Raw genomic sequence first — 20,295 nt, 5'->3', positions numbered from 1 at the left:
GATGCAAAATACACGCGACACGACTTACCTGGACTGGCCGTTTTTCGAAGCGCGCCATGCAGAACTTGAACGCGCGCTCGATGCCTGGGCGACGCAGCACCTGGACGGCGCGCATGGCGCCGACGTCGATGCGGCTTGCCGCGCACTGGTGGCGCAACTGGGGCAGGACGGCTGGCTGGCGCACGCCACCGGCACCGATGGCAAGATCGACACGCGCGCCATTTGCCTGATGCGCGAAACCCTGGCGCGTCACGACGGCCTGGCCGATTTTGCCTTTGCCATGCAGGGACTCGGTTCCGGCGCCATCGGCCTGTTCGGCAGCGCGCAGAACAAAGCGCGCTATCTGCCGGACGTGGCCAGCGGCAAGCGCATCGCCGCCTTTGCCCTGTCCGAGCCTCAGGCCGGGTCGGACGTGGCGGCCATGGCGTGCGCGGCGCGCCGCGACGGCGAAGAGTATGTGCTCGACGGCGAAAAGACGTGGATCTCGAATGGCGGCATCGCCGACTTTTACGTGGTGTTCGCCCGCACGGGCGAGGCGCCCGGCGCGCGCGGCATCAGCGCCTTCATCGTCGACGCCGACAATCCCGGCCTGGAAATCGCCGAGCGCATCGCCGTGATCGCGCCGCATCCGCTGGCACGCCTGCGCTTTGTCAATTGCCGCGTGCCCGTGTCGCAGCGCCTGGGCGAGGCGGGGCAGGGTTTCAAGGTGGCGATGGCCACGCTCGACGTGTTCCGCACCTCGGTGGCCGCCGCCGCGCTGGGCTTTGCGCGGCGCGCCTTCGATGAAGCGCTGCGCCACGCGACAAAGCGCCAGATGTTCGGCCAGACCCTGGCGGACTTCCAGCTGACGCAGGCCAAGCTGGCGCAGATGGCCACCGGCATCGACGCGGCTGCCTTGCTCACCTACCGCGCCGCCTGGCAGCGCGACCAGGGCCGCAAGGTAACGAAGGAAGCGGCCATGGCCAAGCTGACGGCCACGGAAACAGCGCAGCAGGTGATCGACGCGGCCGTGCAACTGTTTGGCGGCATGGGCGTGGTCAGCGACCATCCGGTCGAGCGCCTGTACCGCGAAATTCGCGCCTTGCGCATCTACGAGGGCGCCAGCGAAGTACAGCAATTGATCATCGCGCGCGAACTGCTGTGCGAGGCGAAACACGAATGAATAACGAGGAAAACAAGATGCAAGTGTTACAACCGCCCGGATGGGCAAGACCGCGCGGCTATGCGAATGGCGTGGCGGCCAGCGGGCGCACGGTGTACGTCAGCGGCATGATCGGCTGGGATGCGCAGGGCCTGTTCCATACGGATGACTTCGCCGGCCAGGTGCGCCAGGCGCTGCAGAACGTCGTCGCCGTGCTGGCCGAGGCGGGCGCCTTGCCGGAGCATATCGTGCGCATGAACTGGTATGTGCTGGACAAGAAGGAATATGTGGCGGCATATCCACAGATAGGCATCGCCTACCGCGAGCTCATCGGCAAGCATTTTCCAGCCATGACGGCGGTGCAGGTGGCGGGGCTGATCGAGGACAGGGCGCGGGTCGAGATTGAAGTGACGGCCGTGGTGCCGGACTGAATTTCCGCTATGAAATATTGCGTACTGGCATCTAAATAATAAATATAAAAACATTATCTATCGTGTTATATTTGGCAACCGGAAAACACACCGGTTTTAAATACTGACAGTCGAGGTGGTGGATGCACAATAATTTCAGAGCAGCAAGAAGCGTGGTGCTGGCGGTGGCCGGCATGGGTGTTTGCCTGGTTGCGCAGGCCGGATCTGGTACGTCACTACTCTCTCCCGGCTATCAGGCGCAAATGGAAACCTGGCTCGGTGAAGGCCGCTTGGCGCTGACGAATATTTACACCAAGGCGGCTGGCGATACCTCGCTGGACTTTCACAAGGCATCCGACGGCAAGGGACGTACTTTTTCCGTCATGGAAGCCAGTAACAGCGCCGGACAGACCTGGCTGATTGGCGGGTACAATCCGCAAAGCTGGAGTTCCACCGACGGCATGCACGTGACCATGGCAGACAGCGACCGCACGGCCTTCCTGTTCAATCTGACCAGCGGCTTCATGCTGCCGCAACTGAAGCAGTATTTCAGCGGGGATGGCGTGGGCAAGGATCAGACCTTCAACAGCGCCAAGGCCGGGCCTACCTTCGGCGTTGGCCATGACCTCTACGTTCCCGAGGATCTGACCAATGGCGGCTCGTCCTATTTGTATACCTATAACTACTACGGCCAGCCGACGATGGGCTACAGCCTTCTGGATGGCTCCGTCTGGAAGAGGGCCGACATCACTTATGGCGCCATCCAGGTATTCAGCATCAGCGCCATTCCCGAGCCGGCCACCTATGCGCTGCTGTTGGCGGGATTGGGCGTGCTTGGCGTGGCCCGCCGCCGCAAGCGCGCGCTGGCCTGACGCGTGGTCGTCAAGGACGGCGTTCGCTTGCCTCGCTGTCAATGGCGGGCGCTTGCCTGTATAATGCCGCTGCGCGTGTCGCCATCGTACAATGGATAGTACAAGGTCCTCCTAAGACTTAAATGCAGGTTCGATTCCTGCTGGCGACACCATGTTTCCACGCAACGCGCGTCGGCAGCCTGTGATCATCCAGGCGGTAGTTACTGGTCGATGGCGATTGAAGTCCAAGTTATCGGTACAATGCGTGCTTCATTCATCTAATCGGCGGCTGTTTTGCACACCACGCGGTGTGCGCGAGACGGCGCCCGAGCACTCTTACTCATTATGGCTGTCATTTCTCTTTCATCGGCGCAACTTGCGTTCGGTCACGTCGCGCTGCTCGATCACGCGGAATTTTCACTGGAAACCACGGAGCGGGTCGGCTTGATCGGCCGTAACGGCACGGGTAAATCGTCGCTGTTGAAGGTTATTTCGGGCAAGTTCAAGCTCGATGACGGCTTGTTGGTGATGCAACAAGGAATCAAGATCGCTTATGTGGAGCAGGAACCGCAATTCGACCCGGACATGTCCGTGTTCGACGCCGTCGCTTCCGGCATGGGCGAATCGCAGGCGTGGCTGAAGGAATACGATGCGCTGACGGGCCAGTTTGGCCAGGGCAATGACGACGAACTGATGGAACGCATGCACGACATCCAGATCAAACTCGATGCGGCCGATGCGTGGAGCTTGCCGAACAAGGTGGAAACCGTGCTCGACCGTCTGAACCTGACGGGCGACATGCTGATGAGAACCTTGTCCGGCGGGATGCAAAAGCGCGTGGCGCTGGCGCGCGCGCTGGTCTCGGCACCGGACGTGCTGCTGCTCGATGAGCCGACCAACCATCTGGACTTCAGCTCCATCCTGTGGCTGGAAGGCTTGTTGCGCGACTTCAAGGGTAGCGTGCTGTTCATTACCCATGACCGTTCCTTCCTCGACAATGTCGCCACGCGCATCATCGAGCTCGACCGCGGCCGTTTGCTGTCGTACCCGGGCAACTTCACGGCTTACCAGACCCGCAAGGCGGAGCAGCTGGAAATCGAGGAAGTGGAAAACGCCAAGTTCGACAAGTTCCTGGCGCAGGAAGAGGTGTGGATACGCAAGGGCGTCAAGGCCCGCCGCGTGCGTGACGAAGGCCGCGTGCGCCGCCTGGAAGCGCTGCGCCTGACGCGCAATGCGCGCCGCGAACAGCAGGGACAGGTCAAACTGGACGTATCGGCCGGCGAACGCTCGGGCAAGATCGTGGCGGACCTGGAAAACGTCTCGAAGATCTATGGCGACAAGGTCATCGTCAAGGATTTCAGCGCCACCATCCTGCGTGGCGACAAGGTGGGCCTGATCGGTGCCAACGGCGCCGGCAAGACCACCTTGCTGAAGATGATTCTGGGCCAGGAAGAGTCGGACACGGGCACCATCCGCCTGGGCACCAAACTGCAAGTGGCGTATTTCGACCAGATGCGCACGCAGCTCAATGAAGAAGCGAATCTGATGGAAACCATCGCGCCAGGCAGCGACTGGGTCGAGATCAATGGCCAGCGCCGTCACGTGATGACCTACCTGAACGACTTCCTGTTCGCGCCGGAGCGTGCCCGTTCGCCCGTCAAGTCGCTGTCCGGTGGCGAGCGCAACCGTTTGCTGCTGGCGCGCCTGTTCGCCAAGCCGGCCAACGTGCTGGTGCTCGATGAGCCGACCAATGACCTGGATATCGATACCCTGGAATTGCTGGAAGAGTTGCTGGAAGAATACACCGGCACCGTCTTCCTCGTCAGCCATGACCGCACCTTCCTCGACAACGTGGTCACGCAAGTGATCGTTGCCGAAGGCGAGGGCAAGTGGCGCGAATTCGTCGGCGGTTACACGGACTGGGAGCGCGTGCGCACCTTGCCAATCGCCACGGCGCCAGCCAGCAAGCCGGCCGTGAAGGTCGATGCTGCCGCACCGGCCGCCAAGCAGAAAAAGCTCAGTTACAAGGAACAGCGCGAACTGGAAGAACTGCCGAAACTGATCGCCAAGCTGGAAGACGAGCAATCGGTGCTGGCCGCCGAGCTGTCGCATCCGGACTTCTACAAGAAGACGCCGGCCGAAGGCAAGCGCCTGCAAGCGCGCGTGACGGAGATTGAGGGCGAATTGCTGACGGCGCTGGAAAAGTGGGAACAGATCGAGGCGCGCGCCAACGGTTGATTGTTTTCTGCCTCTTCTGTTGTAATTAAGTTAGGATTACTTGCCACGGCAACGGTTCAGCTTGATATAATTATATAATTATATTTATTACATCGGAGGATGCATGTTTGTCATGAAAAACACGCGATCCGGACCACGGCGTCCGGCGCGTGGCTTCACCTCCGGTGCGCATCAGCATGTTTGACGGTGCCGCCTTGCCACGGGTAGCGCCATTCCTGGCCTACCTCTCCTTTATCTTTATTGCCGACATGCTGGGCCGGGCGGGCTTTTCCGCGCAGGACCTGCGCTGGCTGTATGCCGTCAAGATCGGCGTCGTGCTGGGCATGTTGTTGTATTGGCGCCGCAGTTACACTGAACTGCGGTGGACGCCGTTGGGCGCACGTGCCCTGGCGGTGGCGCTGGCCACCGGGCTTGTTGTTTTTCTGTTGTGGATTAACCTGGACGCAGGCTGGATGACGATCGGCAGCGCCGATGGCTTCGATCCGCGCAATCACGGCCAGATCGAGTGGAGCCTGGTGGTGCTGCGCATCGCCGGCGCCGCCCTCGTGGTGCCCGTGATGGAAGAGCTGTTCTGGCGCTCCTTCCTGCTACGCTGGGTCGATGCCCCTGATTTCCTGAAATTCCAGCCACGCCTGGCCAGTGCCAAGGCTTTTGTTGTCAGCGTGGTACTGTTTGGCTTCGAACACAATTTGTGGCTGGCCGGCATCGTTGCCGGTGTCGCATACAGCCTGCTTTACATGCGCAGCCAGAACCTGTGGTCGCCCATCCTGGCGCACGGTGTCACCAACGGCGTGCTGGGACTCTGGATTATTTCCGGCGGCCACTGGACTTACTGGTAATATTGCTAACCAACTGTTTGCTCTTTCAAAGACAATGCCCATGCTGACTTCACCGTATCATTGCCAGGCCCGTATCGGGCAATCAGGATTGCAGCGCAACCGTTTGGCTTCGGTTCTGGCCCGCATATTGCCCGCTACGCTGTTGGCGGCCGGTGGCGCGGCATGCAGTTTGCCGGCTGGCGCCGCCATCAGCGATACGATTTCGCCTTTTATTGCGACCTCGTACTCGTATGACGATAATCTGTTCCGCGTCGATGACAATGTGCCCGGTTTTGATGGGCAGCGTTCCGACACCTCGCGCCAGGTGCAAGCGGGATTCCTGATCAATCGTCCCATCGGCCGGCAATTGCTGACGGGGCAGGTAAAGTGGTCACGCGTCTATTTTGATCATTTTGACCAGCTCAACTACACGGGCAAGGATTATCTGGCTGATCTCGAGTGGCATATTGCGAATCACCTCGAAGGCCACGTGGGTGCCAGCTATGCGCAGACCCTGACGCCGTTCAGCGATTTGCGAAGCTCGGAACGTAACCTGCGCACGATACGCCGCGAGTATGCGAATGGCGGCTGGCGCTTTCATCCTAGCTGGCGCGTGCGGGGGGGATTCTCACGTGATAGATATAGTTATGATTCGATTGCGCAAAGATTTTCCGACAGGCAAGAGAATGCCATTGAGTTGGGTTTCGATTATTTGCCTGCCAGCGGAAGCCGAATCGGTATACAGCTGCGCCATTTGAAAGGGACCTATCCGGGCCGGGCAAACCTGGCTGCGTTCGGTATTGAACAAGGGTATGAGCAGGACGAAGTGAAGGCGAATATTTATTGGCGTTTCAGTGGCGTGACGCAAGTGCAGCTGCTTGGCGGTTGGGTGAAACGCAAGAACGAGCTATTTTCCGGACGCGACTCCAGCGGAGCCAATGGGCGCATCACCGTGAACTGGGCCCCGCTTGGCAAAGTGCGTTTTACGGGTAGCCTGTGGCATGAATTTGCTGCCGTGGAAAATTCCTTGATTACCAGTAGCTTGAACAATGGCGCCAGCCTGGCCGCTGCCTGGGATATCTCGGCCAAAGTGCGCATGGATGCGCAACTGCGGCGCGAGAAACGCGATTTTTCCGCAGTGAGCGGCCTGGCGCTGCCCGTCGATGTCGATGACACCACGAAGACTGCCAGCATCGGTCTGACGTATGCTCCACGGCCAAATATTCAATTGGGCGTCAGCGCATTCCAGGATACGCGCAGAGGCGCTCCTATTATCAATACAGGTAGTTACCGTGCCAAAGGCGCTTCCATTAACGCCAGCATCCAGTTCTGATGAGTATTATGACGGTCAATGATATACCCCTGATTTCGTTTTTCCAGCGCATCCTTGATCCATTGATCATCATGGGTACGCTGTACCTGCTGTCAGTCCTGTCGGGTTCGCCTTTCACTGGTTATTCGTTGGTGCTGATGATTCTGGCGTTTTTTATTTCATCGTCGGTGTTTCAGTATGTCGACCCGTACCGTACGTGGCGCAGCGGCCGCATGCTGGCGTATGCCCGTGATGTCTTTGTCAGTTGGACCATTACCACCCTGATCCTGATCTTTCTCGGCTCGGCGACGGGACTGGCGTTTCATTTCGACCGCGAGCTGGTTCTGGCATGGTTTTTGCTGACGCCATTCATATTGCTGCTCAGTCATCTTGCCGCACGGCGCATGGTGGCCGATCCCGGCCGCGACAGCGAAGTGCGCTCGGTCGTCATCATTGGCGCCAATGACGCCAGCCTGAAGTTTGCCACCACCGTGGAGCGTAATCCCAACCTGTTCATGAGCGTGCGCGGCTTTTTTGACGACCGTACCGATGACCGCTGGCCCGAGAAAATGCGCGAACCCATGCTGGGGAAAATGGCCAATATCGCCGCCTATGTGCGCGAACACAATATCAAGATGATATTCATCAGCCAGCCTATTTCGGCCCAGCCCCGCATCCGCAAGATGCTCGATGAATTGCAGGATACGACGGCGTCCGTATATTTCTTGCCAGATATTTATATCTTCGATTTGATGCAGGCGCGTTTCGACAACGTGGGTGGCATGCCGGTAATCGCCATCCGTGAGTCGCCCTTCACGGGCTTTAACAGCATGGTCAAGCGTGGCAGCGATATCGTGCTGGGTTTGTTGATCCAGATCATGTTGTTGCCAGTGATGCTGATTATCGCCATCGCCGTCAAGATGACGTCGAAAGGTCCTGTGATTTTCCGCCAGCGCCGCTACGGTTTGTATGGCGAAGAAATTATTGTGTATAAATTCCGCTCGATGACGGTCAGCGAGGATGGCGACAAAGTAGTGCAAGCCACGAAGAACGACCAGCGCATCACGCGCATCGGCGGTTTCCTGCGCCGCAGTTCACTCGATGAACTGCCACAATTTATCAATGTGTTGCAGGGCCGCATGAGCATAGTCGGGCCGCGTCCCCATGCGGTGGCGCACAATGAGCAGTATCGTAAGTTGATCAAAGGCTACATGCTGCGTCACAAGGTCAAGCCTGGCATCACGGGATGGGCGCAGGTCAACGGTTTGCGCGGCGAAACCGAAACCCTAGACAAGATGGAAGCGCGCATCCATTTCGACCTTGATTACTTGCGTAACTGGTCGCTGTGGCTCGATTTGTGGATCATCTTGCGTACAGTCAAGGTGGTCTTGAAACGGGAGAACGCACATTGACGCGCAGTGCGCCAACGCAAGCGTGGGAATATACTTTACGCTATGTCAATACGCGCTAAAATATGCGTATAGTGCACGGGAGTGTTGCTGTTGAAGACGCTGTAAGCTGGCTTTGAGAGCGATATGAAAGTTTCTTTCTTTGCAGCATATGCGTTGCATCGGTGCCAGCGATGGCGGTCTCGTGCGACACAGGTGTTGCTAGATTTCAAGCGATGAGGTCTGAGGCATTTCTGGCCGACATATGGCCCGTGATGCCGCTTGTACATACCGACCTCGTCCCTGCGTCCCATGCTTGATGCAAATCGGCCCCTGCGCCCTGAAAAATGCCGGCCTCTCCAAGTGAACAAGTTTTTAAGGAGAAAGTTGTTTTAAAATCTTCTTAATAGACTTTTAAGCAAATAGTTTCCGGATGTTCTTGTATCTTGTGTATCATATTTACTATATTGATAATTCTGTGAGCTTGACTGTAGCCATAGCGCAATATTCTTAGCTGGAAAATTTCTGTAGGCGGAGACATTGGCTCTTTTGCTTGGCTTTATCAGTCGAATTTCCTTACATTACACCGAAGGAGCAATCTTGAATCATTTTCACACTGCGCACCCTCTTACGCGCACACCAGCCCGTGCCAGCCGTTTATTGTGCATCGGGATGGTCCTGGTGGCTGCTGCGGGCCTCACCGCCTGTGGAAACAAGGAAAAGAAGCCTGGCCAGGCACTGGCCAGTGTAAATGGGGAAGAAATCACCGTCTTGCAGTTGAACGAGGAAATGCAGCGAACAAACGTGCAGGCGGCGCAGCAGGAAGTTGCCAGCAAGCAGTTGCTGGAATCGCTGATTGACCGTCAGTTGCTGCAAAATGCCGCAGCCAAGGACAAGATCGACCGCGATCCCAAGGTCGTGCAATCGATCGAGCGCGCCAAGTCGCTTATCATCGCGCAAGCGTATATGCAAAAACGCCTGGGTAACATCAGTCGGCCAACCAAGGCTGAGGTGGAAGATTACTTCAACAAGAACCCCCAGTTCTTTTCGCAGCGCAAGCAGTTTGACATGAAGGAACTGATCCTTGCCACTACCGACATGAACGATCAGTTGAAGGCCGCTATGGATGCCGCCAAGTCGCTGGAGGAGGTGGCTGGCTGGCTGGATACCAACAAGGTTAAATACGGCCGTACGCAACTGTCGCGTACCAGTGCCGATCTGGCGCCGGAGCTGAGCGCGAAATTGCTGTCCATGCCTAAAGGTCAGCTGTTTATCATCCGTGAGGGCGACCGTACTTTGCTGATTTCTCTGGCCGATATTCGCGACAATTCCGTCGGTCTTGCGGCGGCTGCCCCGCAAATCGAACAGTTCTTGTTTAATAAGAAAACCAAGGAAGGCGCCGATGCTGAGTTAAAGCAGTTGCGGGCGACGGCCAAGATCGAGTATCTGAACAAGGGCGGTGAAGTCAAGCCTTCAGCCTCGGCAGTGGCTGCCGCCAGCGCGCCTGCGGCAAGCGTGTCCGTTGCGCCGCCAGCGGCTGCGACGACGGCGAATGATCGTGGTGTTGCCGGATTGAAATAATTGAAATTATTTATTTTGCAACTCAATATGGAAAGTGGCAAATCATGAAACGACTTGCAATGTGGTTGATGGCGGCGCTGCTCGCCGTGAGTGCCGGTGTGGCTGGCGCCGCCGATGTCCTGTTGGGCGCCGGCGACGTGTTGAAGATCTCGGTCTATGGCAGTCCTGACCTGGCGCTGGAGACGCGTGTTAGTGAGGCGGGGGAAATTACTTTCCCGTTGGTCGGCAATGTGGCATTGGGTGGCTTGTCTGTGTCTGCGGCGGAAAGAAAACTCGGTGGCTTGCTGGAGAAGGGGGGCTTCCTGCGCAAGGCACAGGTGAACATCATCGTTACCTCGCTGCAGAGTCAGCAGGTTTCCGTGCTTGGGCAGGTGAATCGCCCGGGACGCTATCCGCTGGAAGGCAAGCGTAGCGTGATGGATATCCTGGCCATGGCCGGCGGCGTCGCCGCCGACGGCAGCGAGACAGTCAGCCTGATTCGCAAGCGCAATGGCCAGTCGAGCAAGGAAGACATCGACATCGTTGATATGGTACGTAATGCGAATTTGAACCGCGATTTCGATTTGGCCGGCAACGATGTCATCTATGTGGAACGTGCGCCGCGTTTCTACATCTATGGCGAAGTGCAGCGTCCCGGCGCATTTCGTCTCGAGCGCTCCATGACCGTCTTGCAGGCGTTGTCGGTGGGTGGCGGCTTGACGGCGCGTGGTACGGAGCGCGCAATGCGCGTCAAGCGCCGTGACGCCGATGGCAAGATCCAGGTGGTTACCGCCAAGCATGATGATTTGTTGCAAGTGGATGACGTTGTATATGTCCAGGAAAGTTTGTTTTAAGCAGCGCATGGTGTGCGGCGCTGACGTGATGTGTATGGCTACTTAATAGAATGAGAGTTTAAAGATGAATTTTTCACAATTTCTGCTTGTCCTGAGAGCGCGCCAGCGGATTGTCTTTATTACGCTCTTGCTGACGGTGGCCACCACGTTGATTGTCAGCCTGGTTTTGCCAAAGACATATAAAGCCACCAGTTCGCTGGTGCTGAACTACAAGGGTGTCGATCCGCTGACCGGCTTGACCATGCCTGGGCAGTTGTTGCCCGGCTATATGGCCACGCAGATCGATATCATTAGCAGCAAGAATGTTGCCCTGCGCGTAGTCGATCAACTGCACCTCGCGGATAGCCCAGCCGTGGTGGCGCAGTTTCGCGAAGCTGCGGACGGTCGCGGTACGATTCGCGACTGGCTGGCCGATTTGTTGTTGAAGAAGCTGGAAATCGTACCATCGCGCGAAAGCAGCGTGGTCGACATCAGTTTCAAGGGAGCGGACCCGCAATTCGTGGCGGCCGTGGCCAATGCGTTTGCCGATGAGTATCAAAAAATCAATGTTCAGTTAAAGGTCGAACCAATGAAGAAGGCGGCTGCCTACTTCAGCGAGCAGACCAAATTGCTGCGCGATAATGTGGAGACCGCGCAAAGCCGCTTGTCAAAGTATCAGCAGGACAATGGCATCGTGAGCCTGGACAACCGCCTTGACGTGGAGTCGAACCGACTCAACGACCTGTCGGCACAGTTGGTGGCGGCGCAGGGACAATTGATGGAAGCGTCATCGCGTCAGCGCATGGCACAAAGTGTCAATGGCGCGGAGTCGCCGGACGTGGCCTCCAATCCGCTGATTCAAAACCTGAAAATCGGCCTTGGTGCGGCAGAGTCGAAATTTGCGGAAGTATCGCAACGCTTGAGCAGCAATCACCCGCAATACCAGAGTGCGAAGGCGGAAGTGGATAAGCTGCGCGCGGACCTGCGCGACCAATTGCAAATCGCCTCGCGCAGCGTGGTTGGCAATGCACAGATTTTTGCCCAGCGCGAAGCATCCGTCAAGGCAGCCTTGGCAACACAAAAAGCCAAGGTGCTGGAATTGAATCGTACCCGCGATGAGATGAACGTGCTGAACAAGGATGTGGAAAGCGCGCAGCGCGCATTTGATGTCGCTTCACAGCGCTTTTCTCAGACGAAGATCGAAGGGCAATCGGATCAATCTGATATTGCGGTGCTGAACCCGGCCGTGCCACCGATCGAACCCGCAGGTCCGAAAGTCTTGCTCAATACTGTCCTGTCCGTGTTCCTTGGCATTCTGCTGGGTCTCGGTTTGGCTATGCTGGCGGAAATGTTGGATCGCCGTGTGCGCTCCGAAAGCGACTTGGCCGATGCTGTGCAAGTTCCGGTACTGGGCTCGATCGCCTGGAATAGCACCAAGCGCCAACGCTCGCGTCTGTTGCGTGCCATTCTTCCCCGCCGCCTGCGGTTGAATTAATTTTTATTATGGATATGACGATGAATCATCCCGCACTCCCCATCCCGCCCGCCGCTTTGCCGAAACGTGGCGATTCGAGCATCGGCGGCTTGCTGCTTGAGTCTGGCAAGATTACGGCAGAAAATGCCGAGCGCGTGCTGCGCATGCAAAAGGAATTGGGTATCCGCTTTGGTGAGGCGGCCCTGCGGCTGGGGCTGATTACCGAGGCGGATATCCAGCATGTCCTGGCACAGCAGTTCGATTATCCTTATCTGCTCCCGGGAGAGTCGACTTTTTCTACTCGGCTGGTGGCCGCGTTCGAACCATTCAGCCCGCAGGTGGAAACGCTGCGCGCGGTGCGCAGCCAGTTGATGTTGCGCTGGTTCGCCCGCGGCCGCAAGGCGCTGGCAATTGTGGCAGTCGATTCGGGGGACGGCGCCAGCTTGTTCACCGCCAATTTGGGTGTGGTATTTTCGCAGCTCGGTGAACAGACTTTGCTCGTTGACGCCAATTTGCGCCAGCCGCAACAGCAAGAAATTTTCGACTTGAAAGGCCGTCAGGGGCTTTCCGATGTGCTGGCAGGGCGTGCCGATCTGTCCGTGGTTACCAAAATCGAGTCGTTCGTCGACCTGTCCGTCCTGTCGTCCGGTACCTTGCCGCCCAATCCACAAGAATTGCTCAGTCGCAGCTCCTTTAGTAATCTGAATGCCCAGCTCGAATCGCGCTATGACGTGGTGCTGTACGATACCGCGGCGTTCGCCACGGCGGCCGATGCGCTGGCCATCGCTGGCCGGGTGGGTGGCGTCTTGCTGGTGGTGCGCAAGAACAAGACCCATCTGGACGATATCATGACCATGTGCGACCAGGTCAGCCATGCTGGTGCCGAGGTCGTCGGTTCCGTGCTTGTCGATTTTTGATGGGCAGCACCATGAATGCGGCCGCTCTCCAAAAACTTCCCGTCTTTCATAAGGTGGCGGAGTGGTGGCCGATCGCGCTGGGCATGGCGATCCTGTTCGTGCCCACGTTCTATGACCTGATGCATGGTATCTGGGCGACAGAAGAGCAGGCGCACGGGCCTATCATCCTGGCATTGTCGTTGTGGCTACTGTATCGGCAGTGGCCGCGCATGACGCAAGACACCGTCCGCGTCAAGAGCGCTTCCGCCTGGGTGTTCGTCGGTGTTGGTCTGCTGCTCTACATCCTGGGGCGTTCCCAGCAAGTGCTGGCATTCGAGATTTCTTCCTTCATCATCCTGTTGACGGCCATCGTCCTGCTCAATTTTGGCTGGCGTGGCTTTGCAAATGTGTGGTTCCCTTTTTTCTTCATGCTGTTCATGGTGCCCTTGCCAGGACAGGTGGTCAGCCTGCTGACCATGCCGATGAAGATGGCCGTGTCGTATGTAACTGAACACATCTTGTTCTGGGCCGATTATCCTATCGCGCGCACCGGCGTGATTCTGCAGGTGGGCCAATACCAGTTGCTGGTGGCCGATGCTTGTGCCGGGCTGCAGACCTTGCTGACGCTGGAAGCGCTCGGCCTGTTTTACCTGAATGTCGTGCGTCATACTGCCGTTCTGCGCAATGTCGTGCTGGCGTTGCTGATCATTCCAATTTCGTTCACGGCCAACGTGATACGCGTGATTGTGCTCACGCTCATCACTTACCACTTTGGCGACGCTGCCGGCCAGGGATTCCTGCACGGTTTCGCCGGCATGGTCCTGTTCCTGACAGCCTTGTCCCTGATATTGGCCACAGATAGCCTGTTGCAATGGATTGTGCGCTGGCGCGAGCGGCGGACGATCGCATTGAGTGAGGGGAAAGCATGAAAAAGCCACTGCTGACGAGTTTGATATTGGGTGTCTTGATGGCCGGTTCGGCGGTCTTGACCAAGGCTGTCACGCCGACGGTCAAGATCGCCGACCTGCAGGCGAAGTTTAATCTCGAGACGATGATACCGGAGCGTTTTGGCGATTGGCAGATCGACCGCTCAATCGCGCCGCTGCAGGTCGATCCTGAGGTGCAGGCGAAACTGGACAAGATTTATAACCAGACGCTGTCGCGCACGTATATTGACAGCCAGGGGCAGCGTGTGATGCTGTCGATGGCGTATGGTGGTGACCAGGGCGATAACATGGGTGTGCACAAGCCCGAGATCTGCTATGGTGCGCAGGGCTTTGAAATCAAAAATGAAAGCAACGGGCGGCTGCAGACCGCGTATGGCAGCCTGCCGATCAAGCGCTTGATGGCCGTCAACGGCAGCCGGAACGAGCCGATTACTTATTGGATCATGATCGGCGACAAGGCCACCAAGCCGGGCATGGAACAGCGCTTGCAGCAGTTGCGCTACGGCTTGAGCGGTACAGTGCCCGATGGCATGCTGGTGCGCGTGTCCAGCATCGATACCGACCTGGCCGCCGCCTACAAAATGCAGGATATATTCGTCAATGAAATGTTGCGTAGTTTATCACCGGCATCTCGCACCAAACTGGTTGGCGTGTTCAGCGGCTAGTTGCTGCGTAAAAGAGAATAATCATGAAGATGCCATTTTTCGCTGGCCGTGCCACGGCAAGCGCCGCTCCTGCGCCTTTTTCAAAGCGTAAAGCTGCCAATAAAAGGTTGTCCTGGCTATTGCTGTTTCCCCTGCTGTTCCTGGCCATGCTGGTCGGCGCTGTCGCCGGTCTCGACTCGCCGGTGCTGCTGGTGATTGTCAGTGGCGCGGTCTTTGCCATGCTGGCGTTTTTTCTGGTAAATGCAAATATCCTGTTGCACCTGTTGTTTCTGGTGACGTTTGTCATTCAGGGCTCTGCACTGTATTTCTTCGGTTTGCGTTCGGCGACCTGGATCGCCGTCGGGATGGCCGGCCTGTTCGGCATGCGTACCTTCATGGACTTGGTCGTCAAAAGCCGTCAGCAGCAAAAACGCGTGACGGAGGAGCGCCAACCGGTGTTGCTGGTCATGCTGCCGTTCTATGCCTATCTGTTGTGCTACATGGTGTCGATCGTCTTGAGCCGGCCATCCGCGGGACAACTGATGTCGGCACTAAAGTCGAACTTGCCCATGTTTGGCGTGCTCCTCGCATTTTATTGGTTTGCATGGCGTCCCGTCTCGCTTGAACGGCTGTGGCGGTCGCTGATCTGGATCGGATTGTTGCAATTGCCGGTGGTGTTGTACCAGCATTTTTTTGTTTCCACGAAGCGCAACAACGGTTTCGATTCGGTCGTGGGAACGTTTGGCGGCACGCCGCTGGGCGGCGGACTGAGCTCCATGCTGGTATTGTTTGTCATTGCCGTCAGCGTCTACGCGCTAGCGCGCTGGAATCGCGGTTTGATGTCGCGTCCGCTGGCACTGCTGGTGTTTTCCATCGGCCTCGCGGTGATTCTGCTGGGTGAAGTCAAGGCTGCCTTCATTTGGTTGCCGCTGGGCGTGTTTATTGTCTTGCGTCAGCGGATCATGAAGAATCTGTTCTCGGTTATCGCCTATGGAATCCTGGCGGCGACCCTAATGGGAAGCATTTATTTTGTGTATAACACCCTGTATTGGGGACAGACTCTGAGTCATAGCAAGAGTCTGGAAGACAAGTTCGATGCGGGGGGCGGCTATTTTTTCGATACCCATAACGTCAACTACCTCACGGGAGAAATCAGCCGCGGCGCCTCGCTCGCCCTATGGGGCAAGGATGCCGCGTCGAGCCTGCCCAAGCGCCTGCTGGGCTATGGCCCGGGCGCAAGCAAGTCCAGCAGTTCCATTGGTGGCAGCGGTGTCATTGCCCGTCGCTTTGCGCCGCTGAACGTGGATGCTACCACCTTGGCAGTACTGCTATGGGATGTGGGCATACTGGGGGCGATCGCGTATAGCCTGACGGCGCTGGGTGGAGTCATCCTCGGCTGGCGCTACATCCGGCGCGGGCAGGGGAGTGCGGCGCAGATGGCGATCGTCGAGGCCAGCGTGGCGGTGCTGGTGATTTATGTCTCCTTGCTGGTGTATAACCGCACCATGCTGGATGAACCCACCGTGCAACTGCTGTACCTGTTTTGCCTGGGCAGTGTGATCCAGATTTGCCGGTATGGACACGCGGCGCCCGTGGCGCCGGCTACGCCAGCTGGCGCGGACACGCCCGTGCGTGGGCGCCGCCGAGTGACCAACCCGGCGGCCGCGATGCAGTGGAGCACGCATGGGGAATAATCCATACGTTGCTTCCCGTATGGTTTCGCAAGCAAAATGGTTCGCGTTAGCAAAGGTTTGGGGGGCTATTGCCTCGCTGCTGACTCAGTTCGTGCTGGTGCGTAACCTAGGCGTGGAAGACTACGCGGCCTATACGATCTTTGTCGCCGGCACCGCCGTGCTGGTCTACGTGACGATGTTCGGCATGGACCGTGTGGTCTATCGCTTAATGCCGCCCTTGCGCGAAGCCGTCAAATGGCGTGAAGTGCTGCTGCTGATGCTGGGCTTGATCTCGGCGCGCCTGTCGCTCATGCTGCTATTGTTGCTGGGCCTGTATTTCTTCTCATCGCTGGTATTGCCCCAGCAAATCATTGAACAGTCCTCCTCGATTCCCTTGCAGTATATTGCCTATGGGCTCAGCTCGGCCTGTAATGACAGCTTGCTTATTTTTTGTAACAGCCTGGGCTTGCAGAAACGCCAGGCCGTGCTGTTCATGCTGGCCGGCTGTGTACGCCTTATCGGCCTGGCAAGCCTGGTTTTCATCCATAATTTGACGGTGGTTGACGTGGCCAACGTGTTTGCCGGTGCCGAATGCGTGCTGTCGCTGGCCTTGCTGTTGGTGCTGGTGCGTGAATTCGTGCAATTGCGGCGCCATGCGCCCCCCCCTTTGCCGCTCAGTTTTGGTTTTTCGTTCCGCATCCTGTGGCGCGACAGCCTGGGAACGCAGGCCGCCTACATGCTAGGGCTGCCGTTTCGTGGCGCGCTGCTAAAGCTCGTCGTCGGTGCGGTGGCCACGCCACTGGTGACGGCATCGTTCGGCTTCTTCCAAACCCTGTCGGATCGTGCCTATCAGTTCATGCCCATTTTCCTGGCCAAGGGCATTGTTGAGCCGGCCCTGGCCAGCGATTACAGCAAGCACCACGATATTGAGCGCATACGCTCAGCCGTGTCACTGCTGTTGCGTTTCAATTATGTGATCATCGGCCTCGGCATTGCCAGCCTGCTCGGCTGCGGCGAGCCCCTGATTAACTGGGTGACCCACGGGCGTTATGGTGGCGAAATGTTGTTGGCTATATTGATCCTCATCCAGCTGGCAGGGATGAGCCTGGGTGAATCGCTGTTCCTCAGCTTGAATCCGATCGGCCGCATCTCCCACCATAACCGGCTGTGGATATGGTTTTCCTTGCCCTTCCTGGGTCTGCTCGGCTTGTGTGCCTACTTGCGCAGCCCGCTCATGCTGGTGGTGGTCAGCACGATGCCGTATTTCATCATCTATGGCTGGCTGCGTTGGGTGAACCGGGAGCCGAGCCTGCAAAAAGGCTTTGGTATCGGCTTGCCAGTCTTGCTGCGCCTTGCCGCAGCCATCGCAGGCGCCGCACTGGCGGCGCGCCTGGTGTTGCTGCTGTCTGGCGGTCATTTCATCATCGTCCTTGCGCTGCTGCTGTGCGTGGCGGCCTACGTGCTGGCCCTGCGTTTCGTGGGCTTGTTCAAGCGTGCGGAGCTGCCAGCCCTGGCACGTATCTCGCCGCGATTTTCACGTCTGCTGGAACCAATTTCATCATAATAACCTTATCCTAAGTTCATGTAACTTCTTCGATAATATTGTCAACTTCCTTAAAAAATGCAATTACTGCGCTTATGCACTAAATGACGTCAGTTTTTGATTTTTGTTTTTGATGATTATTCTCTTTCCTGTATAGTTGCTTGAACTCAGGAATATTTGGTTTGGATCGGTCACATCAATCGTTCAGAAGTCTCTTTTCCTGGTTTCCATTTTTGACTGATTTTGCACGGTAATAGTTCAGGTATGGTGCGGCGCGCCACCTCGTGCGCTTTTGGTTTCCCTTATTTGGAGTTACCTTCATGAAGTTTCCTACAACGACACTTGTTCGCTTGCTCATCCTGGCCAGCCTGTGTGTGAGCGGCGGCAGTCGCGCAGATTGGGTGATTGCCTCTGAGATCGAGGCAGTCAAGCCTTTGCCTAGCGATAATCAGCGGCAGCCACAGAATCCTCCTGCCTTCTCGTGGTCCCAGCATAAATCTCAGCCAGCAGCGTATGTGCTGGAAGTGAGTTTGAACGGCGCCGTCGTCTATACGTACACGACGGCGCGCAATTGGGTCTTGCCCAGCGTGGCATATGCCATCGGTAACTATTCCTGGCGCGTGCGCCCGGCCACCACGACAGAGTGGTCGACACCGCGCTACTTCACGATCGATAGCGCTTCTACCGTGTTTGTCGTGCCGGACACCAGTGTCGTGAGCGCAAATGTCAAGCAGCGCGCGCGTCCACGCATGTTGGCGCCGGGCTTCCTCAAGGCCTCCCAATGGACGACGGCCATGCGCGCGGAGCGGGGCGCGCCCCTGGCCAAAATGGTCAGTGAGGTGACGTACAAGATGACTTACATGCCAGCGGTAAAAGATAGCGACTGGCCGTTGGTGAATACGAGTGTGGCGACGGCCGCCCTGAGTGCCCAGAACGCCGACATCCGCACGCGTATCAATACCACCGGACGCCAGCTTGAGTCGGCGGCGTTGTTGTATCGATTGACGGGAGAGGCGCGCTACATCAACGAAGCGTTCGTGCGAGGCGACCAGTTTGCCAAGCTCAGCCCGACTGGCCCGACCAGTTATGTCAATCAGGACCAGGGCACGCGCGTAATTGCCCTGTCGCTGATCAAGGCGATCGATTTCCTGTCTGCCGAAATCGATGCGCCGCGGCGCGCGGCCTGGCGCAATGCAATCACCCTGCGCACCACGGATATCTATAAAAACTTGAGTGGGAACAATAATCGGCTCGACCAGTATCCGTATGATTCGCACGGCGGAACTAACTTGGGTTTCCTGGCGCTGATATCGACGCTGGCCCTGGGCGAGGTGCCGCAGGCGGACGAATGGTTTGATTTTGCATTTCGTTCCTACGTCAACGCCGTGTATGCGTGGAGCGGCCCGGAAGGCGGTTTTGCGAATGGCACTGCGTATGGACAATATACGGCTGATCTCGCCTTGCAGATATGGCAGCCCTTGTTAGAGGCGACGGGCGTGAACATCTTTGCCAAACCCTGGTCCAACGGCTTCCTGCAATTCTTCGCCCATTTCGTACCGCCCGGTGCGGTGACCCACGCCTTTGGCGATGAAAACGAGCTGACGCCGGATTTCCGCTACATGAAGGCTTATGCCTCGCGCCTCTCGACCCCCGCTGCTGCCTGGTATGCGCGTAATATCTCCGGCGACGAGGATTTCCTCACCTTGCTGCAAGCTCCCTATCCGCTGCCTTACACGCGGGCAGCAACATCGGTCGCGCCGCCGAATGCCGCGCTGTATCCGAGCATAGGCTGGGTTGCCATGCATAGCGATCTGGGCGATCGCGCCCGTACCTCCGTGTATTTCAAGTCCAGTCCGTTTGGTTCCTACAACCACAGTCACGGCGACCAGAACAGCCTGCTCCTGTCCAGCGGCGGACGCCCTCTGCTGATCGACACCGGCTATATGGACTGGTACGGCTCCCCGCTGTTCCATTCCTGGTACCGCCAGACCCGCGCGCACAACGCCATTACTTTCGATGGCGGCATCGGACAGCTGATTGACGGCAATACGGTCAATCTGGGGCGCAATGGCAAGATTCTCAGTTTCGCCACCACGCCGGCTCTCGACTATACGGCCGGCGATGCGCTCAATGCCTATGGCAGCGTGCTGAGCAAAGCTTTGCGCAAGGTGTGGTATTTCCGGTCGAAGAACGTGGTGTTGGTGCAAGACCTGCTGGCCGCGCCGGCGCCGCACAAGTTCGAATGGAATTTGCACGCGGCCGCGCCTATCGTGGCACAAGCCGATGGCTCCGTTTCCATCCTCAACGTGGATCGTAAATTGTGCGCGCGCTCCATCTCCAGCGAGCCGGTCACCTATCAGGTGCGCAGCGGGCCGCCGCCGAAGGCGGGCAAGTTCGAAGCGCATGGCGCCTTCGTTAAGCCTGCCGCAACGAGCGGCGAGTTCCTCGTGCTGCTCGATGTGGGCTGCAAAAATTTGCCCTACAAGCTCAGTGCGCCGAGCGCTACCGGACGCACGCTGACGATTGACGGACAGTCAATTGTGATTCCAAATAACTAATTCTTATTA

16 protein-coding genes and 1 tRNA gene are annotated in these 20,295 nt (G+C 57.6%); all 17 read left to right on the top strand.

Features of this window, described 5'->3' with window-relative positions; translation table 11 throughout:
• Window position 1: 1 nt before the first annotated feature.
• Window positions 2-1,162, top strand: coding sequence for an acyl-CoA dehydrogenase family protein (locus tag ACQ4WP_RS02090; RefSeq protein WP_436518452.1), 1,161 nt, complete (start codon window positions 2-4; stop codon window positions 1,160-1,162).
• Between the two features lie 17 nt (window positions 1,163-1,179).
• The gene (locus ACQ4WP_RS02085) at window positions 1,180-1,572 is read left to right on the top strand and encodes a RidA family protein (RefSeq protein WP_436518451.1); all 393 of its coding nucleotides are present in this window, start codon (window positions 1,180-1,182) and stop codon (window positions 1,570-1,572) included.
• A 122-nt stretch (window positions 1,573-1,694) separates the two neighbouring features.
• Window positions 1,695-2,423: a PEP_CTERM-anchored TLD domain-containing protein gene (locus ACQ4WP_RS02080; protein ID WP_436518450.1), complete on the top strand. Its 729-nt coding sequence runs from the start codon at window positions 1,695-1,697 to the stop codon at window positions 2,421-2,423.
• A gap of 77 nt (window positions 2,424-2,500) precedes the next feature.
• Window positions 2,501-2,575 (top strand) — tRNA-Arg (locus ACQ4WP_RS02075).
• Window positions 2,576-2,747: 172 nt separating this feature from the next.
• Window positions 2,748-4,640, top strand: coding sequence for an ATP-binding cassette domain-containing protein (locus ACQ4WP_RS02070; RefSeq protein WP_436518449.1), 1,893 nt, complete (start codon window positions 2,748-2,750; stop codon window positions 4,638-4,640).
• A 149-nt stretch (window positions 4,641-4,789) separates the two neighbouring features.
• Entirely contained in the window at window positions 4,790-5,479 is a 690-nt protein-coding gene (locus ACQ4WP_RS02065) for a CAAX prenyl protease-related protein (RefSeq protein ID WP_436518448.1), read from the top strand.
• Window positions 5,480-5,519: 40 nt separating this feature from the next.
• Window positions 5,520-6,791 carry an XrtB/PEP-CTERM-associated polysaccharide biosynthesis outer membrane protein EpsL gene (epsL, locus tag ACQ4WP_RS02060; RefSeq protein ID WP_436518447.1) on the top strand — a complete coding sequence of 424 codons (1,272 nt, stop codon included), beginning with the start codon at window positions 5,520-5,522 and terminating at the stop codon, window positions 6,789-6,791.
• A gap of 8 nt (window positions 6,792-6,799) precedes the next feature.
• The gene (locus tag ACQ4WP_RS02055; protein WP_436518446.1) at window positions 6,800-8,182 is read left to right on the top strand and encodes an undecaprenyl-phosphate glucose phosphotransferase; all 1,383 of its coding nucleotides are present in this window, start codon (window positions 6,800-6,802) and stop codon (window positions 8,180-8,182) included.
• Between the two features lie 576 nt (window positions 8,183-8,758).
• Window positions 8,759-9,739 carry an EpsD family peptidyl-prolyl cis-trans isomerase gene (locus ACQ4WP_RS02050; RefSeq protein WP_436518445.1) on the top strand — a complete coding sequence of 327 codons (981 nt, stop codon included), beginning with the start codon at window positions 8,759-8,761 and terminating at the stop codon, window positions 9,737-9,739.
• A 44-nt stretch (window positions 9,740-9,783) separates the two neighbouring features.
• The gene (gene epsE, locus ACQ4WP_RS02045) at window positions 9,784-10,572 is read left to right on the top strand and encodes a polysaccharide export protein EpsE (RefSeq protein ID WP_436518444.1); all 789 of its coding nucleotides are present in this window, start codon (window positions 9,784-9,786) and stop codon (window positions 10,570-10,572) included.
• Between the two features lie 64 nt (window positions 10,573-10,636).
• Window positions 10,637-12,046 (top strand): chain length determinant protein EpsF, encoded by a 1,410-nt coding sequence (gene epsF / locus ACQ4WP_RS02040; protein ID WP_436518443.1) that lies wholly within the window; start codon window positions 10,637-10,639, stop codon window positions 12,044-12,046.
• 20 nt (window positions 12,047-12,066) lie between these two features.
• Entirely contained in the window at window positions 12,067-12,942 is an 876-nt protein-coding gene (epsG, locus tag ACQ4WP_RS02035; protein WP_436518660.1) for a chain length determinant protein tyrosine kinase EpsG, read from the top strand.
• Complete coding sequence (gene xrtB / locus ACQ4WP_RS02030) at window positions 12,942-13,850, top strand: exosortase B (RefSeq protein WP_436518442.1); 909 nt, start codon at window positions 12,942-12,944, stop codon at window positions 13,848-13,850. Before epsG ends, xrtB begins: the two co-directional genes overlap by 1 nt.
• Complete coding sequence (gene epsI / locus ACQ4WP_RS02025; protein ID WP_436518441.1) at window positions 13,847-14,533, top strand: exosortase-associated protein EpsI, B-type; 687 nt, start codon at window positions 13,847-13,849, stop codon at window positions 14,531-14,533. The genes xrtB and epsI overlap by 4 nt, the downstream gene beginning before the upstream one ends.
• 23 nt (window positions 14,534-14,556) lie before the next feature.
• Window positions 14,557-16,206 carry a hypothetical protein gene (locus ACQ4WP_RS02020; RefSeq protein WP_436518440.1) on the top strand — a complete coding sequence of 550 codons (1,650 nt, stop codon included), beginning with the start codon at window positions 14,557-14,559 and terminating at the stop codon, window positions 16,204-16,206.
• Window positions 16,207-16,297: 91 nt separating this feature from the next.
• Complete coding sequence (locus ACQ4WP_RS02015) at window positions 16,298-17,749, top strand: hypothetical protein (protein WP_436518439.1); 1,452 nt, start codon at window positions 16,298-16,300, stop codon at window positions 17,747-17,749.
• 494 nt (window positions 17,750-18,243) lie between these two features.
• Complete coding sequence (locus ACQ4WP_RS02010; protein ID WP_436518438.1) at window positions 18,244-20,286, top strand: heparinase II/III domain-containing protein; 2,043 nt, start codon at window positions 18,244-18,246, stop codon at window positions 20,284-20,286.
• Window positions 20,287-20,295: the final 9 nt, after the last annotated feature.

The sequence above is a fragment of the Janthinobacterium lyxosi genome (assembly GCF_051380665.1).
Classification (GTDB): Bacteria; Pseudomonadota; Gammaproteobacteria; order Burkholderiales; family Burkholderiaceae_D; genus Janthinobacterium.
Note: the sequence above shows the minus strand (reverse complement) of the source record. Positions and strands in the feature narration are given on the sequence as shown.